Annotated in this window: 16 protein-coding genes; 7 read left to right on the top strand and 9 right to left on the bottom strand. The window is 71.0% G+C overall.

Annotation, left to right across the window (positions count from 1 at the left end; genetic code table 11):
- Positions 1-51 precede the first annotated feature (51 nt).
- Positions 52-405, top strand: a complete 354-nt coding sequence (locus DW299_RS05865) for a Fe-S protein (protein ID WP_136029091.1) — start codon at positions 52-54, stop codon at positions 403-405.
- An 85-nt stretch (positions 406-490) separates the two neighbouring features.
- Here DW299_RS05865 and DW299_RS05860 read toward each other — a convergent pair whose 3' ends face one another.
- A complete protein-coding gene (locus DW299_RS05860) occupies positions 491-1,018 on the bottom strand; it encodes a hypothetical protein (protein ID WP_206251564.1) in 528 nt (175 codons plus the stop codon).
- Entirely contained in the window at positions 1,015-1,512 is a 498-nt protein-coding gene (locus DW299_RS05855) for a metallophosphoesterase family protein (protein WP_136036010.1), read from the bottom strand. Before DW299_RS05855 ends, DW299_RS05860 begins: the two co-directional genes overlap by 4 nt.
- Before the next feature lie 178 nt (positions 1,513-1,690).
- Between DW299_RS05855 and DW299_RS05850 the strand changes: the two genes are divergently transcribed.
- The 3 genes from DW299_RS05850 to DW299_RS05840 all read left to right on the top strand — a co-directional run bounded on the left by DW299_RS05850 (position 1,691) and on the right by DW299_RS05840 (position 5,719).
- On the top strand, positions 1,691-3,151 hold the full coding sequence (locus DW299_RS05850; protein ID WP_136029087.1) for an MFS transporter: 1,461 nt from the start codon (positions 1,691-1,693) through the stop codon (positions 3,149-3,151).
- Between the two features lie 392 nt (positions 3,152-3,543).
- A complete protein-coding gene (locus tag DW299_RS05845) occupies positions 3,544-3,747 on the top strand; it encodes an AsnC family protein (RefSeq protein ID WP_136029086.1) in 204 nt (67 codons plus the stop codon).
- Between the two features lie 79 nt (positions 3,748-3,826).
- Complete coding sequence (locus DW299_RS05840) at positions 3,827-5,719, top strand: ABC transporter ATP-binding protein (RefSeq protein ID WP_136036009.1); 1,893 nt, start codon at positions 3,827-3,829, stop codon at positions 5,717-5,719.
- A 142-nt stretch (positions 5,720-5,861) separates the two neighbouring features.
- On the opposite strand, the gene DW299_RS05835 is transcribed toward DW299_RS05840, so the two are convergent.
- Positions 5,862-7,727 carry a phosphoenolpyruvate carboxykinase (GTP) gene (locus tag DW299_RS05835; RefSeq protein WP_205814332.1) on the bottom strand — a complete coding sequence of 622 codons (1,866 nt, stop codon included), beginning with the start codon at positions 7,725-7,727 and terminating at the stop codon, positions 5,862-5,864.
- A gap of 110 nt (positions 7,728-7,837) precedes the next feature.
- Here DW299_RS05835 and DW299_RS05830 point away from each other — a divergent pair, with 110 nt between their 5' ends.
- Genes DW299_RS05830 through DW299_RS05820 form a run of 3 tightly spaced genes read left to right on the top strand, consistent with a single transcriptional unit; the run spans position 7,838 to position 12,184 of the window.
- The gene (locus DW299_RS05830; RefSeq protein ID WP_136029081.1) at positions 7,838-9,280 is read left to right on the top strand and encodes an XRE family transcriptional regulator; all 1,443 of its coding nucleotides are present in this window, start codon (positions 7,838-7,840) and stop codon (positions 9,278-9,280) included.
- A 46-nt stretch (positions 9,281-9,326) separates the two neighbouring features.
- Positions 9,327-10,793 carry a S10 family peptidase gene (locus DW299_RS05825; RefSeq protein WP_205814331.1) on the top strand — a complete coding sequence of 489 codons (1,467 nt, stop codon included), beginning with the start codon at positions 9,327-9,329 and terminating at the stop codon, positions 10,791-10,793.
- On the top strand, positions 10,793-12,184 hold the full coding sequence (locus DW299_RS05820; protein ID WP_136036007.1) for a S10 family serine carboxypeptidase-like protein: 1,392 nt from the start codon (positions 10,793-10,795) through the stop codon (positions 12,182-12,184). Before DW299_RS05825 ends, DW299_RS05820 begins: the two co-directional genes overlap by 1 nt.
- Positions 12,185-12,192: 8 nt before the next feature.
- Here the strand turns inward: DW299_RS05820 and DW299_RS05815 are convergent, their stop codons facing one another.
- The 6 genes from DW299_RS05815 to DW299_RS05790 form a co-directional block, all read right to left on the bottom strand.
- A complete protein-coding gene (locus DW299_RS05815; RefSeq protein ID WP_136036006.1) occupies positions 12,193-13,398 on the bottom strand; it encodes a M20 metallopeptidase family protein in 1,206 nt (401 codons plus the stop codon).
- A complete protein-coding gene (locus tag DW299_RS05810; RefSeq protein ID WP_136029073.1) occupies positions 13,398-14,201 on the bottom strand; it encodes an ABC transporter ATP-binding protein in 804 nt (267 codons plus the stop codon). Before DW299_RS05810 ends, DW299_RS05815 begins: the two co-directional genes overlap by 1 nt.
- On the bottom strand, positions 14,201-16,144 hold the full coding sequence (locus DW299_RS05805; protein WP_136036005.1) for a dipeptide/oligopeptide/nickel ABC transporter permease/ATP-binding protein: 1,944 nt from the start codon (positions 16,142-16,144) through the stop codon (positions 14,201-14,203). The genes DW299_RS05810 and DW299_RS05805 overlap by 1 nt, the downstream gene beginning before the upstream one ends.
- A complete protein-coding gene (locus DW299_RS05800) occupies positions 16,144-17,157 on the bottom strand; it encodes an ABC transporter permease (RefSeq protein WP_136036004.1) in 1,014 nt (337 codons plus the stop codon). The genes DW299_RS05805 and DW299_RS05800 overlap by 1 nt, the downstream gene beginning before the upstream one ends.
- A gap of 7 nt (positions 17,158-17,164) precedes the next feature.
- Complete coding sequence (locus tag DW299_RS05795) at positions 17,165-18,733, bottom strand: ABC transporter substrate-binding protein (RefSeq protein WP_136036003.1); 1,569 nt, start codon at positions 18,731-18,733, stop codon at positions 17,165-17,167.
- A 104-nt stretch (positions 18,734-18,837) separates the two neighbouring features.
- Positions 18,838-19,351 (bottom strand): aldehyde dehydrogenase family protein (locus tag DW299_RS05790; RefSeq protein WP_136036002.1); only part of this gene is annotated, 514 nt, incomplete at its 5' end.

Genomic DNA, 19,351 nt, shown 5'->3' with positions numbered 1-19,351 from the left:
CAGGGCGGCCTTGCTAGCGGCGCAGTACCCCCCTCACGTACGGTGAGGGGCATGGAGATCCTGCGCCACATCGTCGTGTTCGTCCACCTCATCGGCTTCGCGGTGCTGTTCGGCGCCTGGGCGGCCCAGGCGTTCGGCGGCAAGCGGCAGATCACCCGGCTGATGGACTACGGCCTGCTGATCGCCGGTGTCGCCGGACTGGCGCTGGCCGCTCCGTGGGGCATCGAGTACGACCTGAACTACGTCAAGATCGGCGTGAAGCTCGTGGTGCTCCTCGTGATCGGTGCGCTCCTGGGCATCGGCTCCGCGCGGCAGAAGCGCGGCGAGGCGGTGCCCTCTGCCGTGTTCTGGCTCATCGGCATCCTCGCGCTGGCCAACGCCGGCATGGCCGTCATCTGGCGCTGACCCGTCATCTGGCGCTGACCCGCCATCCGGCGCTGACCCGTCTGGCGCTGACCCCGCACCTCCGCGGTCTGAGCGACCGCGAGGATCATCCGCCGACCATGCGCTCCCACACCGCCGCGGTCGCCGCACCCGCTCCCGGCGTCCCGATGCGCTGACCGTTGCGGCCGCCCCGGGCGAACGTCGCGGTGACGGCGGCGGGAGCCACGGCCGGGCCCACGGGGGCAGGAAGCCACGAGCACGACCGCACGTGCACGAGGTCGACCGCCGCGGCCTCCGCCGAACCGTCGTACCACCACGGGCCGTCGAGCCGTCCGAGCCAGAGCAGGCCGTCTCCGTCGCGGGTCCAGACGAAGGTGCCTTCGGGCAGCGCCACGAAGCGCTCGAGGCGCCGGGCGGCGCGCTCGCCCCAGCGGGCGTCCACCGCCGACAGCGCCTCTGCCGGCGACGAGGGCACCCGCTCCAGCCGTCCTCCCATCCCCACCAGGCCGCGCGTGAGACCGCGCTCGGCTCCGGCGCCGTCGGGAACCGCGTCGTCGCGCGAGCGCATCGGTGCGCGGTAGGCCAGCGGCTCCGCGACGACCTCGGGGCCGGAGGCGGCGGGAGGCTCTTTCACGAGAGCGGCACGAGGGTCGCGTCGATGTCGGCGCCGTCGATCACGACCGTCATCAGGGTGCACACGGGCTGACGGCGGCGGTCGGTCGGCGACCCCGGGTTCAGCAGGCGCAGGCCGCGCGGGGTCACCGTGTCCCACGGGATGTGCGAGTGCCCGAACACCAGGAGGTCGTCGTCGGGGAACGCCGCGTCCATGCGTCGCTCCCGCCCCGCCGCGCCCCCGGTCTCGTGGATCACCGCGACGGACGTGTCCTCCACCCGGAACCGGGCGACCTCGGGCAGCCGGCCGCGCAGACCGGGGCCGTCGTTGTTGCCGAACACGGCGTGCAGCACCGCGGAGCGGTCGGCGAGGAGATCGAGCGTGGCCTCGTCGACCCAGTCGCCCGCGTGCACGACGACGTCCGCCTCGTCGACCGCGCGCAGCACGGCGTCGGGCAGTCGCTTGGCGCGCTTCGGCACGTGCGTGTCGGCCAGCAGCAGCATCCGCGTCGTCATATCGGCTCCCCCGCGTCGTATGCTCCGCGTCGTGCGTTCCGCGTCGTGTGCTCCGACTCTACGGGGCGGCGCACGGCCGGGGCCGGGAGCCGTCATCCGCGTTCAGGCAACTCCCAGGAAGGCGTAGACTCGCCCGGGTCCCTGGTATACCAGCGGCGACATCCGAGAAAGAGACCCCATGAGCAGCGCCCCCGCCCCCGCGAATCCCCGCTCGCGCGTCATCACCGCGAGCCTCGTCGGCACCACCATCGAGTTCTACGACTTCTACGTCTACGCGACGGCAGCGGTCCTGGTGTTCCCGACGCTCTTCTTCCCCAGCACCAACGACACCGCCTCGCTGCTGTCGTCGTTCGCCGTGTTCGGCGCCGCGATGGTCGCCCGCCCGATCGGCGCAGTCGTGTTCGGCCACTTCGGCGACAAGTTCGGCCGCAAGGCGACGCTCGTCGCGTCCCTGCTCACGATGGGCATCGCGACCTTCGTGATCGGCCTGCTGCCCACGTTCCAGCAGATCAGCTGGGTCGCGCCGCTGCTGCTTCTCGTGCTGCGCCTCGCCCAGGGCTTCGCGCTCGGCGGCGAGTGGTCGGGCGCGGCGCTGGTCGCGACCGAGAACGCCCCGAAGGGCAAGCGCGCCTGGTACGGGTCGTTCCCGCAGCTGGGTGCGCCCCTCGGGTTCATCATCGCGAACGGCATCTTCCTCGCCATCAACTTCGCCCTGCCCCACCCCGAGGACCCGGCGCTGAAGTCGGAGGCGTTCCTGTCGTGGGGCTGGCGGGTGCCGTTCCTGTTCTCGGCCGTCATGGTCATCATCGGCCTGTGGGTGCGCCTGCGCCTGGTCGAGTCGGACACGTTCAAGAAGGCGGAGAAGACCGGCGCCATCCGCAAGCTGCCGCTGGCCACCGTCTTCCGCCACCACTGGAAGCAGCTGATCCTCGGCACGTTCATCATGCTGGCGACCTACGTGCTGTTCTACCTGATGACGAACTTCACCCTGACGTACGGCACCAAGGCCGCCGACGTGGAGACCGCGTCGGCCGCCGCCCGCGCCGCCGCGGAGGCGACCGGCAAGGACTTCGACCCCACGGCGTTCGCGGCCCAGTTCTACCCGGGGCTCGGCTTCGGCTACACCGACTTCGTGCTGATGCAGATCATCGGCGTGGTGTTCTTCGGCATCTTCACGCTGCTGTCGGGTCCGATCGCCGACGCCATCGGCCGCCGCAAGCTGCTGCTGTGGGTCACGGGCCTCATCGTGGTGTTCGGCCTGTCGTTCAACCTCTTCCTGCTGCCCCAGGCCGACCCGAAGTTCACGGGCGCGCTCACGCAGGCGTTCCTGGTGTTCGGGTTCATGCTCATGGGCACGACGTTCGGCCCGATGGGCGCGCTGCTGCCCGAGCTGTTCCCGACGAACGTGCGCTACTCGGGCTCCGCGATCGCCTACAACGTGTCGTCGATCCTCGGCGCGGCCGTGGCCCCGTTCATCGCCGTGGCACTGTGGGCGGCGGTCGGCGGCGAGCCGTGGCTGGTCGGCGTGTACCTCTCCTCGATGGCCGTGCTCACCTTCGTGGCGCTGATCTTCACGCCGGAGACGAAGGACCACGACTACGAGGACGACCTGGGGCTGGCGGCCTCCGCCGAGCTCTGAGCGCCCGACGACGCACCCGGGAACGGCCGCCCTCCCCGCGAGGTGCGGCCGTTTCCGCGTCTCCGGGCCGCCGTCCGCACGCGGGAGCGCTCAGAGGACGACGACGTCGCAGTACCCCGCCGCGGTCTTCGCCAGCCGGCGGTCGAGCGTGAGCAGCGGGACGCCGAGCGCCTCCGCCGGCGCGACGGAGCCGGCGTCGTATGCGGAGACCTCCTCGCGCAGCGTCCAGATGCGCGGGATCAGGCGGCGCAGCGGGTGGCGGGTGATCTGCCCATGCCCCCGTGATCACATGTGGCGCGCACGCGCAGTGTTCGCGATCTGTGGACACCGTGCGTCAACAGAGATTGACAACGGTGGTGCGCGTCAATGATCATTGACGCAGGAGGTGTCCGATGAACACGATCACGATCGCCCAGGCCGAGGGCGGCGAGCCGCTCGCCGAGCTGCACCGCCTGGCCGGGCTCCGCATCGAGATCGCTCGCGCCGAGGAGGCGCAGGTGCGCCGCGCGCGCAACGACGGCTACTCGTGGCAGGCGATCGCCAGCGCCCTGGGCGTGACCAAGCAGGCCGCGCATCGCCGCTTCGGGCGCCACTGAGTGCATACAGCAGCCGCATAGGAAGCGACCGGCCCCCGAGTACGGTCGAAGTACCCCCCTCTCCAGATCGAGGTCCCGCATGTCCACCACGGCGACAGCACGCCGACGCCGCCGGGGCGCACAGCCCGACGGCCCTCGCGCCACCTTCCGTCAGCTCCTTCCCTTCCTGTTCGAGCACAAGCGCACCCTCATCGTCGTCGCGATCCTCAGCGTCATCGGCGCGGCGACCTCGCTCGTGCAGCCGGTGCTGGTCGGCCAGGTCATCGAGGCCGTGCAGACCGACGGCACGATCGGAGTCCTGGTGTGGCTGCTGGTCGGCTTCGTGATCGTGTCGTCGATCATCTCCGGCTTCCAGCACTACCTGCTGCAGCGCACCGGAACGGCCGTGGTGTACTCCAGCCGGCGCAAGCTCATCGCGCGCATCCTGCACCTGCCCACCGCGGAGTTCGACGCCCGCCGCACCGGCGACCTCGTCTCGCGCGTCGGCACCGACACCACCCTGCTGTACGCCGTGCTCACGCAGGGTCTCGCCGATGCGGTCGGCAGCGCGGTCCTGTTCGTGGGCGCCCTGGTCGCGATGCTGCTGATCGATCCGGTGCTGCTGCTGCTCATCGTGGTCGTGATCGGCGTCTCGGTCGTGGTCGTGGTGTCGCTCAGCGGCCGCATCCGCACCGCGTCGACCGCCCAGCAGGAGAAGGTGGGCGAACTCGCCTCCGGCGTCGAGCGTGCCGTGGGCTCGATCCGCACCATCCGCGCCTCGGGGGCGACCGAGCGCGAGACCGCAGCCGTCTCCGACCGGGCCGCCGAGGCCTACGGCATCGGTGTGCGCATCGCCAAGATCTCGTCTCTCGTGGTGCCGGTCTCGGGCATCGCCCTGCAGCTGTCGCTCCTGGTGGTGCTGGGCGTGGGCGGGTTCCGTGTGGCCGCCGGCGCCATCACGATCGCCTCGCTGATCGCGTTCATCATGTTCCTGTTCCTGCTCGTGATGCCGCTCGCGACCACGTTCGGGGCGATCACCTCGGTGAACCAGGCCCTCGGCGCGCTCGGCCGCATCCAGGAGGTGCTCGACCTGCCCACCGAGTCGCAGGACGACGCCGCCACCGCCGCCTCGATCCCCCGCGAGGCCGACGACCCCACGGCGCCCGCGATCGAGTTCCGCGATGTGCGCTTCCGCTACCCCGCGAACGTCGTGGCCGCACGACAGGCCGCGGCGCAGGCGGCCAAGGATCTGCTCGCCGACGCTCACCTCGACTCCGCCGAGCCGGTGCCCGCCGACGCCGAGGCCGCCGATCACGAGGTGCTGCGCGGCGTATCGTTCGCGGTGCCGCGCGGCGCCCGGGTGGCGCTGGTCGGTCCGAGCGGCGCGGGCAAGAGCACGATCCTGTCGCTCATCGAGCGCTTCTACGACCCCACGGGCGGCGCCATCCGCGTACACGGCCACGACGCCCGCACCTACCCGCGGGAGGAGCTGCGCGCGCAGTTCGGCTACGTCGAGCAGGACGCCCCGACCCTCGCCGGCACCCTCGCCGAGAATCTGCGCCTCGCGTCGCCCGACGCCAGCGACGCCGACTGCGAGCGGGTGCTGCGCGCCGTGAACCTCGGCGACGTGCTCGAACGCAGCCCCCTCGGCGTGGACGCCCCGGTCGGCGAGGACGGCGTGATGCTGTCGGGCGGCGAGCGCCAGCGCCTCGCGATCGCGCGCGCACTGCTCACGGACGCCCCGATCCTGCTGCTGGACGAGTCCACGTCGTCGCTCGACGGCGTGAACGAGCAGCGCATGCGCGAGGCCATCGAGGCGGCGTCCACCGACCGCACCCTCGTCGTGATCGCCCACCGGCTGTCGACGGTCGTCGACAGCGACCTCATCGTCGTGTTGCAGGACGGCACGGTCGTCGGCCAGGGCACCCACGCGGAGCTGGTCGAGTCGACGCCGCTGTACCGCGACCTCGCGCGTCACCAGCTCCTCGCCTGACCGCACTCGAACGGGCAACGCGAAGGCGGGGTGCCGGAGACCACTCAGCCATGGGTTCGTCTCCGACGCCCCGCCTTCGCGGGTCTGGGGGCCACGGGGGCCCGAAGGTGCCGGCTCCCCCGAACCGGCACCGGTCTGGGGGCTACGACGCCTTCGCGAGCCGGTAGCGCAGCGAGGCCAGCTCGGTGCGCAGCGCCGCGGGCACGCGGTCGCCGAAGGTGTCGTAGAACTCCTCGGTCAGGTCGGCCTCGACCTTCCACGCCTCCGGGTCGACCGAGAAGAGCTCCTCCAGGTCTTCCGCCGGCAGGTCGAGCCCGTCGAGGTTGAGATCCTCCGCACGCGGCAGCCGTCCGATGGGGCTGTCGACGGCGGGCACGGCGCCCGAGATGCGGCGGATGATCCAATCGACCACGCGGGAGTTGTCGCCGAAGCCGGGCCACAGGAAGCGGCCGTCCGCACCGCGGCGGAACCAGTTGACCTGGAAGATGCGCGGCGCCCGGTCGAAGCGCACGCTGCGGCCGACCTTCAGCCAGTGCCCGAAGTAATCGGCCATGTTGTAGCCGCAGAACGGCAGCATCGCGAACGGGTCGCGGCGCAGCTCGCCCACGGTGCCCTCGGCCGCCGCGGTGCGCTCGGACGAGATGTTCGAGCCGAGGAACACGCCGTGCGTCCAGTCGGTGGCCTCCACCACGAGCGGCACGTTGCTCGCACGACGCCCGCCGAACAGGATCACGTCGAGCGGCACGGCCTCCTCCCAGTCCTCCGAGATCTGCGGGCACTGCGCCGCCGACACCGTGAAGCGCGAGTTGGGGTGCGCCGCCGGACGACCCGAGTCGGGCGTCCAGTCGTTGCCCTCCCAGTCGATCAGGTGCGCGGGCGCCTCGTCGGTCAGCCCCTCCCACCACACGTCGCCGTCGGGCCGGAGCGCGACGTTCGTGAAGATCGTGTTGCCCCACAGCGTCTCGACGGCCGTGACGTTGGTGGACTCGCCCGTGCCCGGCGCGACACCGAAGAAGCCGGCCTCGGGGTTGATGGCCCACAGACGCCCGTCCTCGCCCGGACGGATCCAGGCGATGTCGTCGCCGAGCGTCTCGACCCGCCATCCCGGGATCGTCGGACGCAGCATCGCGAGGTTCGTCTTGCCGCACGCCGAGGGGAACGCGGCAGCGACGTGGTAGGCCGTGCCCTGCGGATCGATCACGCGGATGAGCAGCATGTGCTCGGCGAGCCAGCCCTCGTCGCGGGCGATCACCGAGGCGATGCGCAGCGCGAAGCACTTCTTCGCGAGGATCGCGTTGCCGCCGTAGCCCGAGCCGTACGAGTAGACCTCGAGCGTCTCGGGGAAGTGCACGATGTACTTCTCGTCGTTGCACGGCCACTCGACGTCGGGCTCGCCCGCGGCCAGCGGAGCGCCCACCGAGTGGACGGTCTTGACCCACGGCGCCCCCTCCGCGATCTGGCGGGTGACGGCGTCGCCCACCCGGGTCATGATGCCGATCGAGGCGACCGCGTAGGCGCTGTCGGTGATCTGCACGCCGATGTGCGAGAGCGGTCCGCCGACGCGACCCATCGAGAACGGGACGACGTACATCGTGCGACCGCGCATCGAGCCCGCGAAGATCTCGGTCATGGTGGCGCGCATCTCGGCGGGGTCCGCCCAGTTGTTGGTGGGACCGGCGTCCTCCTCGCGCTCCGAGGCGATGAAGGTGCGCCCCTCGGTGCGGGCGACGTCACTCGGGTGCGAGCGGGCGAGGTACGAGCCGGGACGCCACTCCGGGTTGAGCTTGATGAGCTTGCCCTCGTCGACCAGCCCGCGCAGCAGCCAGTCGTTCTCGGCGCGGGAGCCGTCGACCCAGTGCACGGCGTCGGGCTGGGTGAGCGCCCGGATCTCTTCGACCCACGCGAGCAGCTCGGCCATCGCGGGGGTGTCGGAGGAGGGGGCCGTGCCGAACGTGCGCATCGTCGCGACGGGAGACGTGCGGGGGGTGATGACTTCGGCCATGGCCATGACTGCTCCTTAGAAGTGTGGGGCGTTGCACCTATCTTCTTCCGCCTCCACCCCGACTTTCGGACAAATCGGGCCGAAAGAATCGATGTTCTTTCGCTACACTCAAAACCATGCCGCCCTCCGGACTCCACCTCACGACCCTCGGTCACCGCATCCGCCACCACCGCCTGCAGAAGGGGTACACGCTCGACGAGCTCGGCGCCGTCGTCGGGGTCGCCGGCTCGCAGCTCAGCCTCATCGAGAACGGCAAGCGCGAACCCAAGCTCTCCCTGCTCCAGGCGATCGCGCACGCCACGGGCACCGAGGTCACCGACCTCATCTCCGGCGAGCCGCCCAACCGCCGTGCGGCGCTCGAGATCGAGCTGGAGCGCGCGCAGGAGAGCCCGGTGTTCCGCCAGCTCGGCGTCGCTCCCGTGCGCGTCACGAAGGGCATGAGCGACGAGACCATCGAGTCGATCCTCGGGCTGCACAACGAGCTGCAGCGGAGGGAGCGCGAGGCGATCGCGACCCCCGAGGAGGCCAGGCGTGCGAACACCGAGCTGCGGCTGCGGATGCGCGCACAGAACAACTACCTGCCCGAGATCGAGAAGCTCGCCGAGAAACAGCTCAAGGCGGCGGGGCACACGCAGGGGGCCCTCACCCACCGCACCGTGAGCATCATGGCGGAGAAGCTCGGCTTCGAGCTCATCTACGTCAACGACCTGCCGCACTCCACCCGCTCGGTCACCGACCTCGAGAACGGCCGCATCTATCTGCCGCCCGCCTCCATCCCCGGCGGACACGGCCTGCGCTCGATGGCACTGCAGGCCATGGCCCACCGCCTGCTCGGGCACACCCCGCCCACCGACTACGCCGACTTCCTGCAGCAGCGCCTGGAGATCAACTACTTCGCCGCCTGCTGCCTGATGCCCGAGACCGCCGCCGTCGCTTTCCTGCAGCAGGCGAAGAAGGACCGCAACCTCGCCGTCGAGGACTTCCGCGACGGCTTCGGCGTCACGCACGAGGCCGCCGGCATGCGGATGACCAACCTGATGACGCAGCACCTGGGCATGTCGCTGCACTTCCTGCGCGTCGACTCGACCGGAGCCATCACCCGCGTCTACGAGAACGACGGGCTGCCGCTGCCGATGGACGTCACCGGCGCCGTCGAGGGCCAGCGCGTGTGCCGCAAGTTCCAGGCGCGCTCCGCCTTCACGCAGCAGAACCGCACGGTCGAGCACCACCAGTACACCGACACCCCGTCCGGGACGTTCTGGTGCTCCACCCAGACCGGCTCCTCCACCGACGGCGAGTTCTCCGTCACGGTCGGCGTGCCGTTCGACGACGCCCGCTGGTGGCGGGGCAGGGAGACGAGCGACCGCGCCGTGTCGACCTGCCCCGACGAGGCGTGCTGCCGGCGCCCCTCGACCGAGCTGACCGAGCGCTGGCAGGGGCGGGCGTGGCCGAGCGCCCGCGTGCACACGCACATGTTCTCGCCGCTCCCCCGCGGCGCCTTCCCCGGCGTGGACGACAACGAGGTGTACGACTTCCTCGCGCGGCACGCGAGCGAGTGATTAAGATATATTCAATTCACTCATTGCCAGCCTCCCAGGGAGCCCCGTGACCGAGCAGACCCCCGCCGCCGACACCGCAGCGACCGAGACGTTCACCTCGCGCCGCCACCGCATCACGGCGGTTGGACGCACACTCGACTACACGGCGGGCGCCGGCACCGTGATCGTGCGCGACGACGAGCACACCCCGCTCGCCAGCGTCTTCTACACGTCCTACGTGGCCGACCGCGAGGAGGGCGCTGCGCCGCGCCCGGTGACCTTCCTGTTCAACGGCGGACCCGGCTCCGCCAGCCTGTGGCTCAACATCGGCGGCTTCGGCGTCAAGCGCACCCCCACCAACACGCCGAAGGCGACCCCACCCGCTCCCTACGCGTGGGGCGACAACCCGCACACGCTGCTCACCGAGTCCGACCTCGTCTTCATCGACGCCCCCGGCACCGGTTACTCGCGACTGCTGGGCGACACCGCGCCCGCGCAGGTATGGGGCGTCGACCAGGACGTCGACGCGTTCGCGAAGGCGATCACCCGGTGGCTCACCCTCACGAACAACTGGAACGCCCCGCGGTTCCTGTTCGGCGAGTCGTACGGCACCACGCGCGCCGCATCCCTCGTGCACCGCCTGCAGAACCAAGGCCTCGACTTCAACGGCGTCGTGCTGCTGTCCACCGTGCTGAACTGGGGCGAGAGCAACCTCGGGGGTCCGCGCGAGTACATCAACCTGCTACCCTCGTTCGCCGCGACCGCCTGGTATCACGGCAGGGCGCGCACCGAGCACACCGAGCTGGAGCCGTTCCTGGTGGAGGCCAGGGCCTTCGCGCAGGGACCCTTCGCGGCCGCCCTGCTGCAGGGCGACCTGATCCCGTCCGAGGTCGAAGACGAGGTCGCCGCGCGCTTGAGCGCCCTCGTCGGTCTCGATGCCGACTACCTGAAGAAGCACCACTTCCGCATCGGCATGGAGCAGTACCGCTACGCGCTGCTCGCCGACGAGGGTCGCGTGATCGGCCGCTTCGACACCCGCTTCACCGCCGAGCACCAGTACGTGGTGGGCGGCGGCTCGCACGACCCCGCCACCGACGACGCCGCCACCGCCGGGGTGAACAGCGCGCACCTGTCGACCTACCGCGCGCACCTCGTCGACGACATCGGCTACACCAGCGACCTGCACTACCGGCACCTGCACAACATGCCCATCTCGCGGGCCTGGGACTGGAAGCACAAGGCGCCGGGCGTCGACGCCCCCCAGCTCGTGCCCGACGTGTCGCTCGACCTGTCGGCGGCGGTGCGGCGCAACCCGAACCTCCGCGTGTTCGTGATGGGCGGGTACTACGACCTCGCGACCCCGTTCTTCGGGCCGGAGGTCGACGTGGCGCACCTGTACCTCGCCCCCGCGCTGCGCGACAACATCCGCTTCACGTTCTACGAGTCCGGCCACATGACGTTCGTGGACGAAGATGCCGTCGTGCGCATGAAGAGCGACCTCGACGACTTCTACCGCGACGCCACCGCGCGCTGATGAGCGCACGCGAGACGACGGGCCGACTCGGAGAGCGGGAGTACGTCGCGCGGGTGGAGGAGCTGCCGCTGCGGCGCTCCGACGGCACGCCGCAGGGCACGCTGTCGGCGTTCAGCTATACGGTCGACGCACCCGGCCGGCCGGTGCTGTTCCTCACCAACGGCGGGCCCGGCGTCTCGTCGATCTACCTGCACCTGAGCGGCATCGGACCGTGGCGGGCGCGCGTCCCGGTGCACCCGGGCGACGCCGGACAGCCGCCGTACGGCATCGAGGAGAGCCCGTCGAGCATCCTCGACGTCGCCGACCTCGTGTTCCTCGACGCACCGGGCACCGGCTTCGGCACGTTCGCGGACGACGCCGACCGCTCGCTCTTCCGCACCGTGGAGGGCGACGCCGACGCGGTCGCCGTCGCGATCGGCGACTGGCGCGACCGGCACGGCCGCTGGGACGCGCCCACGTACTTCCTCGGCGAGAGCTACGGCACGCTGCGCGCGGCGTTCCTGGCGACGAACCCGCACAGCATGGACACGGCGCCCCTGGCCGGGATCGCGCTGCTCGGTCAGGCGGTGAACATCCAGGAGACGCAGGACCGGCCGGGGAGCATCATCGGAGCCCTCGCCAACCTGCCCTACAAGGCCGCCACCGCCTGGTACCACGGCGCCGGGTCGCGCGGGCACGCCACGGTCGAGGGCGCCATCGCGGACGCCCTCGACTTCGCGCGCGGCGACCTGGCCGCGGCCATGCTGCAGGGCGACGAGCTGCCGGCGGGCGACCGGGACGCGGTCGCCGCGCGGTTGTCCGCCATGATCGGCCTCCCCGCCGACGAGCTCGTGCGCGACCGACTGTGGATCAGCAAGACCGACTTCCGCGAACGGCTGCTCGAGGGCCAGGTGCTGGGCGTCACGGACAGTCGCTACCGTGCCCCCGCCGCCGACCGCCGTGTCGGCGAGCTCGGCCACGACCCCGCCGACACCGCGCTCTCCCCGCGCTACGTCACCGGGCTGTCGCGTCTGCGGCTCGACGTTTTCGGCGACGACTCCGCGCGACCGTACCGGGTCGTCGACACGGAGGCCGGCCGTGACTGGGACTGGCAGGAGCAGGGCGGCGCCGCGTTCCCCACCTACGGCCGACCGTCGCCGTTCCACACCTACCCCTACCCGGCGCGGCTCTCGCGGTGGATGAAGCAGAACCCGCACGCGCGGCTCTTCCTCGGCACGGGCGTGTACGACGCGCTGACCACCGTGGGGGCCGCCGACCATCTGCTGCGGCACTTCGGCCTGCCCCGCGAACGCACCACCTCGCACTGGTACCGGGCCGGGCACATGATGTACAGCGACCCGGCGGTCGCGGCGCAGCTGAACGCCGACCTCCGCGCGTTCCTGACGGCCTGAGGCAGGTCTCAGGCGCTGAGGCGGCCGAGGGCGAGGGCGGCGAGCGCCGCGGCCTGATCCGCGAGCACCGCGTCGTCGAACACGACGGTCGGCGAGTGGTTCGGGGACGCCGTCTCCAGGTCGACCTCGGCGGGGGTGGCGCGCAGGAACAGGAACGCGCCCGGCACCTGCTCCAGCACGAACGAGAAGTCCTCCGACCCCATCACGGGGTGTGCGGTCTCCCACACCTGCTCCTCGCCGAACAGGCCGCTCAGGGTGCTGCGCACGTGCGCGACGGCCTGCGGGTCGTTCACGGTGGGCGCGCACAGGATGGTGACGTCGACCTCGACCGTGCAGTCGTGCGCCGCCGCGATCTCCTGCACCAGGGCGGGGATCTCGGTCTGCACGCGGGCGCTGTTCTCGTGCGAGAGCACGCGCACCGACGCCACGAGCGACGCCGTCTCGGAGATGATGTTGCGGGCGGGTCCGCCGGCGTGCAGCTGTGTGACGCTCAGCACCACCGGGTCAAACACGTCGAAGCGCCGCGTGACGAACGCCTGCAGCGCCGTCACGAGCTCCGCGGCCACCGGCACGGGGTCACGCGTGAGGTGCGGGGCCGACGCGTGTCCCCCGGACCCGGTGATCGTGACCTCCACCTCGATCGCGCCCGCCATCAGCGCACCGGGTCGCGTGGAGAACACCCCGAACTCACCGGGGACCACGTGGATGCCGAACGCGGCCACCGGCCGCGAGCCGGTGACGTCGAGCAGTCCCTCGGCCAGCATGCGGGTGGCACCGTCGCCGAGCTCCTCGCCCGGCTGGAACATCAGGAGCACGTCGCCGTGCAGTTCGTCGCGACGGGCGGCGAGCAGCTGCGCCGCGCCGACGAGACCCGCCACGTGCAGGTCGTGTCCGCACGCGTGCATGCGCTCCCCGGTGGCGGCATAGTCGAGACCGGTCTCCTCGGTGAGCGGCAGTGCGTCCATGTCGGCGCGCAGCAGCACGGTCGGGCCGGGATGCGCGCCGCGGATGACGGCGGCGATCGAGCTCAGTCCCGCGCCGAGGGTCACCTCGACGCCCAGCGGCTCGAGCGCATCGAGGATCCGCCGCTGCGTGCGCGGCAGTTCGAGCCCGAGCTCCGGATCGGCGTGGATCGCGCGGCGCAGGCCGACCAGACCGGGGAGCAGATCGCGGGCGTCGTCGCGCAGACCGGTGGTGGGGTGGAGCAGGGTCATCAGTGTCCGATCGCGTGCAGGAGGTGGTCGGTGCCGGCGTTCTGGATGCGCGGGATCGCGGCGACGAGGGACTGCGTGTAGGCGTGCTGCGGATTCGACACGATCTCGTCCGCGTCGCCGTGCTCGACGATCCGCCCCTTGCGCATCACGGCCGTGGTGTCGGCGATGTACCGCACGGCGGCGAGGTTGTGGGTGATGAACAGCACCGACAGCTCCAGCTCGCGCTGCAGATCGCGCACCAGGTTCAGCACGGCACCCTGCACCGACGCATCGAGCGCCGACGTGATCTCGTCGGCGATGATGAGCCGCGGCTTCACGGCCAGACAGCGGGCGATCGCGACGCGCTGCCGCATGCCGCCGGACAGCTGAGACGGATACTGGTCGACCGTGCCCGGCTTCAGGCGCACCAGCCGCAACAGCTCCTTCACGCCGTCGGCGCGCGCCTTGGCGTTGCCGCTGCCGTGCAGCGCGAGCGCCTCGTCGAGCGTGTCGCCGATGGTCATGCGCGGATTCAGCGAGGAGTACGGGTCCTGGAAGATCATCTGCACGTCGCGGGCGCGCGCGAGGCGCTGCCGCCCGGTCGCCGGTCGCAGCTCCTCGCCGTCGAGCAGCAGGCGTCCGGCCGTGGCCGGCTGGAGACCGGCGATGACGCGCGCGATGGTGGACTTGCCCGAGCCGGACTCCCCGACCAGTCCGACGATGCTGCCGTGCGGCACCGTGAGCGACACGCCGTCCACGGCGTTGAACGACGAGTCGCCGTGCCCGAAGGTCACCACCAGATCGTCGACGACGAGCTCGGCCATCAGCGCACCTCCTGCGTGGTCTGCGTGGTCTGCGACCCGGTGAGCACGACCGGCTCCCCGAGGATGCCCTCGATCGGCACGCCGTCCTGCGGGTGCCAGCAGGCCACGCGACCGCCGTGACCGTGGGCCACCGGCTCCGGGGTGACCGCGCGGCACTGCTCGGTCGCGAACGGGCAGCGCGGAGCGAACCCGCAGCCCACGAGCGGCAGCGAGAGGTCCGGCGGCTCGCCGGGGATCGTCGCGAGCGGCTGGGTGCGATCGGTGTCGAGGTCGGGCAGCGACTCGGCGAGCGCACGCGTGTAGGGGTGCGCGAGCTTCTCGGGCGTCGCGAGCAGGCGCACATCCACGTCCTCCACGATGCGTCCCGCGTACATCACCAGGATGCGCTGGCACAGCTCGGCGAGCACGGCGATGTCGTGCGACACCACGATCGCGGCCGCCCCGGTCTCCTCGCACTCGCGGCGGAGCAGCGCGAGCACACGCTGCTGCACCGTGACGTCGAGGGCCGTGGTGGGCTCGTCGGCGATGATGAGTCGCGGCTTGCCGATCTGCGACATCGCGATGAGCGCGCGCTGCCGCATGCCGCCCGAGTACTCGTGCGGGAACTGCCGGGAGCGCCGCTCCGGCTCGTCGATCGCGACGTCCTTCAGCGCGGCGACGGCCTTCTGATGTGCGGCGCCACGGGCATCCCTGGCGTGGAAACGCGGGATCTCGGCGAGCTGCGTGCCCACGCGCAGCGCCGGGTTGAGCGCCGTGAGCGAATCCTGGAACACGACGCCGATCTTCGTGCCGAGCCGCTTCTTCATCACGGCGGGCGGCAGGTCGAGCACGTCGTCGCCGTCGAAGCGCAACTCCTGCGCGGTCACGGCGGCGCCCGCGGCGGACAGCTGGGCGACCGCCATCAGCGCCACCGACTTGCCGCTGCCGGACTCGCCGACGACGCCGACGATCTCCCCCGGTGCGACCGAGAACGAGACGTCCTGCACAGGACGGACCCAGCCGGACGGCGAGGGGAACGAGACCGACAGGCCGTCGACCACGAGCAGCGCGTCGTCGGCCACCCGCTCGCGGGCCTCGACGCGCGGCGCGGAGCCCAGCTTGCGCCGGGAGAGCACGCTGCCCTTGCCGTGGCTGCGCAGGTGCGCGGCGAGCGACTCGCCCAGCGTGCCGAACGCCACGCCGGCGAACACGACGGCGACTCCGGGGCCGACCACCGCGGTCGGGTTGGTGTACACCTGGTCGAACGCCTCGCTGAGCATGCGGCCCCAGTCGTAGTCCGGCGGCTGCACGCCGACGCCGAGGAAGCTGAGGCTGGAGAGCGCGAGCAGGCCGCCGCCGATCGACAGGGTGACGTTGACGATGATGGGTTCGGCGATGTTCGGCAGCACGTAGCGCGTGAACTGCCGTCCGCGCGAGACGCCCATCATGCGCGCCGCCGCCAGGTACTCCGATCCGCCGACGCGCGACGACAGCGTCTGGGCGAGGCGGGCGAACGACGGCACCATCGTGAGGCCGAGCGCGATCACGGCGGACGACGAGCTGGGCCCGAGCAGGATCACGGTCAGCATCGCCACCAGCAGCACCGGGAACGCCAGCCATGTGCTGATGACGGAGCTGAACAGGCGCTGCACCCGCGGTCCGAGCACCGACGGGAGGGCACCGAGCAGCAGACCGAAGACGAGGCCGATGACGGTGGCGATCAGCGCCATCCCCAGCGACAGCCGTGCGGCGACGACCGTGCGGAGCAGGAGGTCGCGCCCGAGGCCGTCGGTACCGAGCGGGTGCGCGGCGCTGGGTCCCTGCAGCAGCGCCGACGTGTCGGTCTGGTTCGCCTGCGCGCCCCAGATCTCCGGGGCGAACAGCGCGAGGAACACCAGCACGAGCACCATGACGGTGCTGATCGCGCCGAGCGGGTTGCGCAGGAAGGTGAGGATCGAGCGCATCAGGTCGTCTCCAGGAGGGTGGTGCGCCGGTCGAGGAGCGACAGCACGATGTCGACCGCGAGGGTGATGACGAGGATGATGGCCGCGTACACGAGCGCGAGACCCTGCACGATGCCGTAGTCCTTCGTGGCGATGGCGTCGACGAACGCCGAGCCCAGACCCGGCCAGTTGAACACCTTCTCCACGAGCACGCTGGAGGCGACCATGGTCGACAGCAGCGTGCCGCCGATCGTCAGCGTGGCGGTGAGCATGTTGGGCAGCGCGTGGCGGAAGTACACCCACGCCGCGGGGATGCGCTTGGAGCGGGCCGTGCGCACGTAGTCGTCGGACAGCGTGTTCAGCGCCTCGACGCGGGCGATGCGCGACAGCGACGCCCACGAGGCGACCGTCATGGCCAGCACCGGCAGCACGTACGACGCGGGGCCCGAGCGTCCGGCCACGGGGAACCAGTGCAGCCCCACCGCGAAGATCACGACCAGTGCCACGCCCAGGAGGTACTCCGGGATCGCGGCGATCACGCCGGTGATGCCGGTGAACGTCACCTCGACGCCGCGGCGTCGGTTGCCCTGCGTGAGGATCGCGATGCCGAGGCCCACGGGCACGGCCACCAGCAGCACGATCACGAACGAGATGCCGGCGAGCTCCAGGGTGGCCGGGAGACGGTTCTGCACGAGCTCCGACACCGACCGTCCGGTGATGAGGGACGAGCCCAGATCACCCTGGAGGATGCCGGTGAGATAGTTCCAGAACTGCACGATCAGCGGGTCGTTGAGACCCAGCTGATCGCGCCGGGCCTGGACCACGGCCTCGTCGGCCGTCGCGCCGAGTGCGGCGCGCACGGGGTCGCCGCCGGATGCCCTGAGCACGAAGAACGCGACCGCGATGATCACGAACATCGCCACCAGCATGCGCAGCGCGCGGCGGAGGAGGAATCTCAGCCAGGGGTTGCCGTGGCGGCGCTTCCGAAGAAACACCGCCACGGTGTCCGTCCTGGCGGACGCGTGGTCCAGCATGCGGCTCCTAGCCTCGGAGGCTCGTCGGGATCAGCAGTCCGTTGGTGGTGACCTCGAACTCCACGCCCGCTCCGTACAGCGTGCTCGTGGACTCCGCGAACGGCATCACCTCGAGGTTACCGATCGCCGAGGCCTGCGCGGCGGTCCACGCGTCGCAGCTGTCCTCGCCGGCCAGCTGCTGCGCCTCGGCCGTCAGGTCGAAGAACTCCTGGTTGGTGTTGTACGTCCAGTTGCCGCCGTCCGGGGGGAACGGACCCGAGAGGATGCCGGCCCAGGTGGAGGGCAGCGTGGTGGAGATCGGGGCCCAGATGAGGTCCCAGTCGCCGCCCTGGAAGATGACGTCGGTGTACGACGACGACGGTGCCGGAGTGACCTCGACGCCGATCTCGCCCAGCTGCTGCTGGATGAGCTCGATGCCGGCCACGACCGACTGCGCCTCGGTGGACGGGTAGACGAAGGTGAGCTCCAGCTTCGCGCCGTCCTTCTCCCGCACGCCGTCGGCGCCCACGGTCCAGCCGGCCTCGTCGAGCGATGCGGCCGCCGCGTCGGCGTCGAAGCCGATCAGCGACGTGGTGGCATCCGCCCCGACGCACACCGCGGTGAACGAGGAGACGAGCGAGGTCATCAGCTCGCCGCGTCCACCGGTGGAGACCGAGGCGACCTCGTCGCGGTCGATGCCGCCGGCGATGCCCTCCCGCACCAGCAGGTCGTTGGTCGGGCGTCCCTCCGACTGGTTGAAGAACATCAGGCCGGGACGGGCGGGCACGTCGATCGTGAACAGATCGCCGCTCTCCAGCCGGTCGCGATCCGTGCCGCCGACCTCGGCGACGTTGATCTCGGAAGACAGGAGCATGTTCGCGCGCGTGGGCTCGGTGTCGACGACCTCCAGCTCGACGGTCTTCGGCAGCCCCTCGGTGTCGCTCGTGACGTCGCCGGGACCCCACGTGTAGTCGTCGCGCAGGGCGAGCGTGTAGGTCTGCCCGGGCGAGGAGTCCTCGAGCGTGTAGATGCCGGTGCCGACGGGGGTGGTGTCGAGCGACGCGGGGTCCTCGATGCCGGCCGCGCACACGACCGGCATCTGGCCGATGTTGCTGAGCAGGAAGCTCTGCGACTGCGCGCTGGTGAACGTGACGGTGCGCGAGGCGTCGTCGGCCTCGACGGTCAGGCCCTCGGCGGGGAAGTAGACGCCGGAGTAGGGCGATGCCGTCTCGGGGTCTGCGGCGTAGTCGAACGAGGCCTTGACGTCGGAGGCGGTGAGCTCGGAGCCGTCCGTGCAGACGATCCCCTCCTTCAGCACGAACGACACCTCGGTCGTCGACTCCGTCCAGCTCTCGGCGAGCAGGCCCTCGGCGTCCTTGCCGTGGGCGAACGACATGAGGGTCTCGTACAGGTAGGCCGAGACCTCCTGCCCCGCCTGCGTCGCGTTCGTGATCGGGTTGAGCGAACCCGGGTCGGCGGCGATGGCGATGGTGGCCTTCTCGACCGCTCCGCCTCCTGACCCGTCTCCCCCGCCGGCGCAGCCGGTCAGGGCGAGTGCCGTCACGCCGACGACCGCGGCTACGATGCTGCGTCTCATGGGTGTCCTCTCTTCACGGAACCCTCGGGCGGGTTCCAACTCATTGAATATTATGAATTGCTCTTTATTGCCTCGTGTCGGCGGTGTTTCGGGTTTGTTACCGGTCACGAGTGGTCGTCGAGAAGGGCGGCGGCGCCCATCACCGACTTCAGCTCGAGGAACTCCTCGAACCCGTGCACGCCGCACTCCCGGCCGACGCCCGACTGCTTGTACCCCCCGAAGGGAGCCCCCACGTCGAGCCCGGCGCCGTTGATGCCGACGGTGCCGGTGCGCATGCGCAGCGCGACCTCGAGGGCGCGTCGAGGGTCGCTCGACCACACGCCGCCCGACAGGCCGTACACGCTGTCGTTCGCCAGGTCGACAGCCTCATCGACCGTGGCGTACGGAGTGATCGTGAGCACCGGACCGAAGACCTCCTCGTGGAAGATCCTCATGTCGGGTGTCACATCGGCGAAGATCGTGGGCTGCACGTAGGCGCCGCCGGCCGTCGGTTCGACGATATCGAGGCCGCCGGTCAGCACGCGCGCACCCTCGGCGATCGCCGTCTCGATGTGCGACCGCACCCGCTCGCGCTGCAGCGCCGAGGCGACCGGCCCGGTGGCCGTCCCCTCCGCGCTG

Origin of the sequence: Microbacterium sp. K35, from assembly GCF_004794375.1 — a bacterium.
Classification (GTDB): Bacteria; Actinomycetota; Actinomycetes; order Actinomycetales; family Microbacteriaceae; genus Microbacterium; species Microbacterium sufflavum.
The sequence above is the reverse complement of the archived record's forward strand: the minus strand, read 5'-3'. Positions and strand labels throughout refer to the sequence as shown.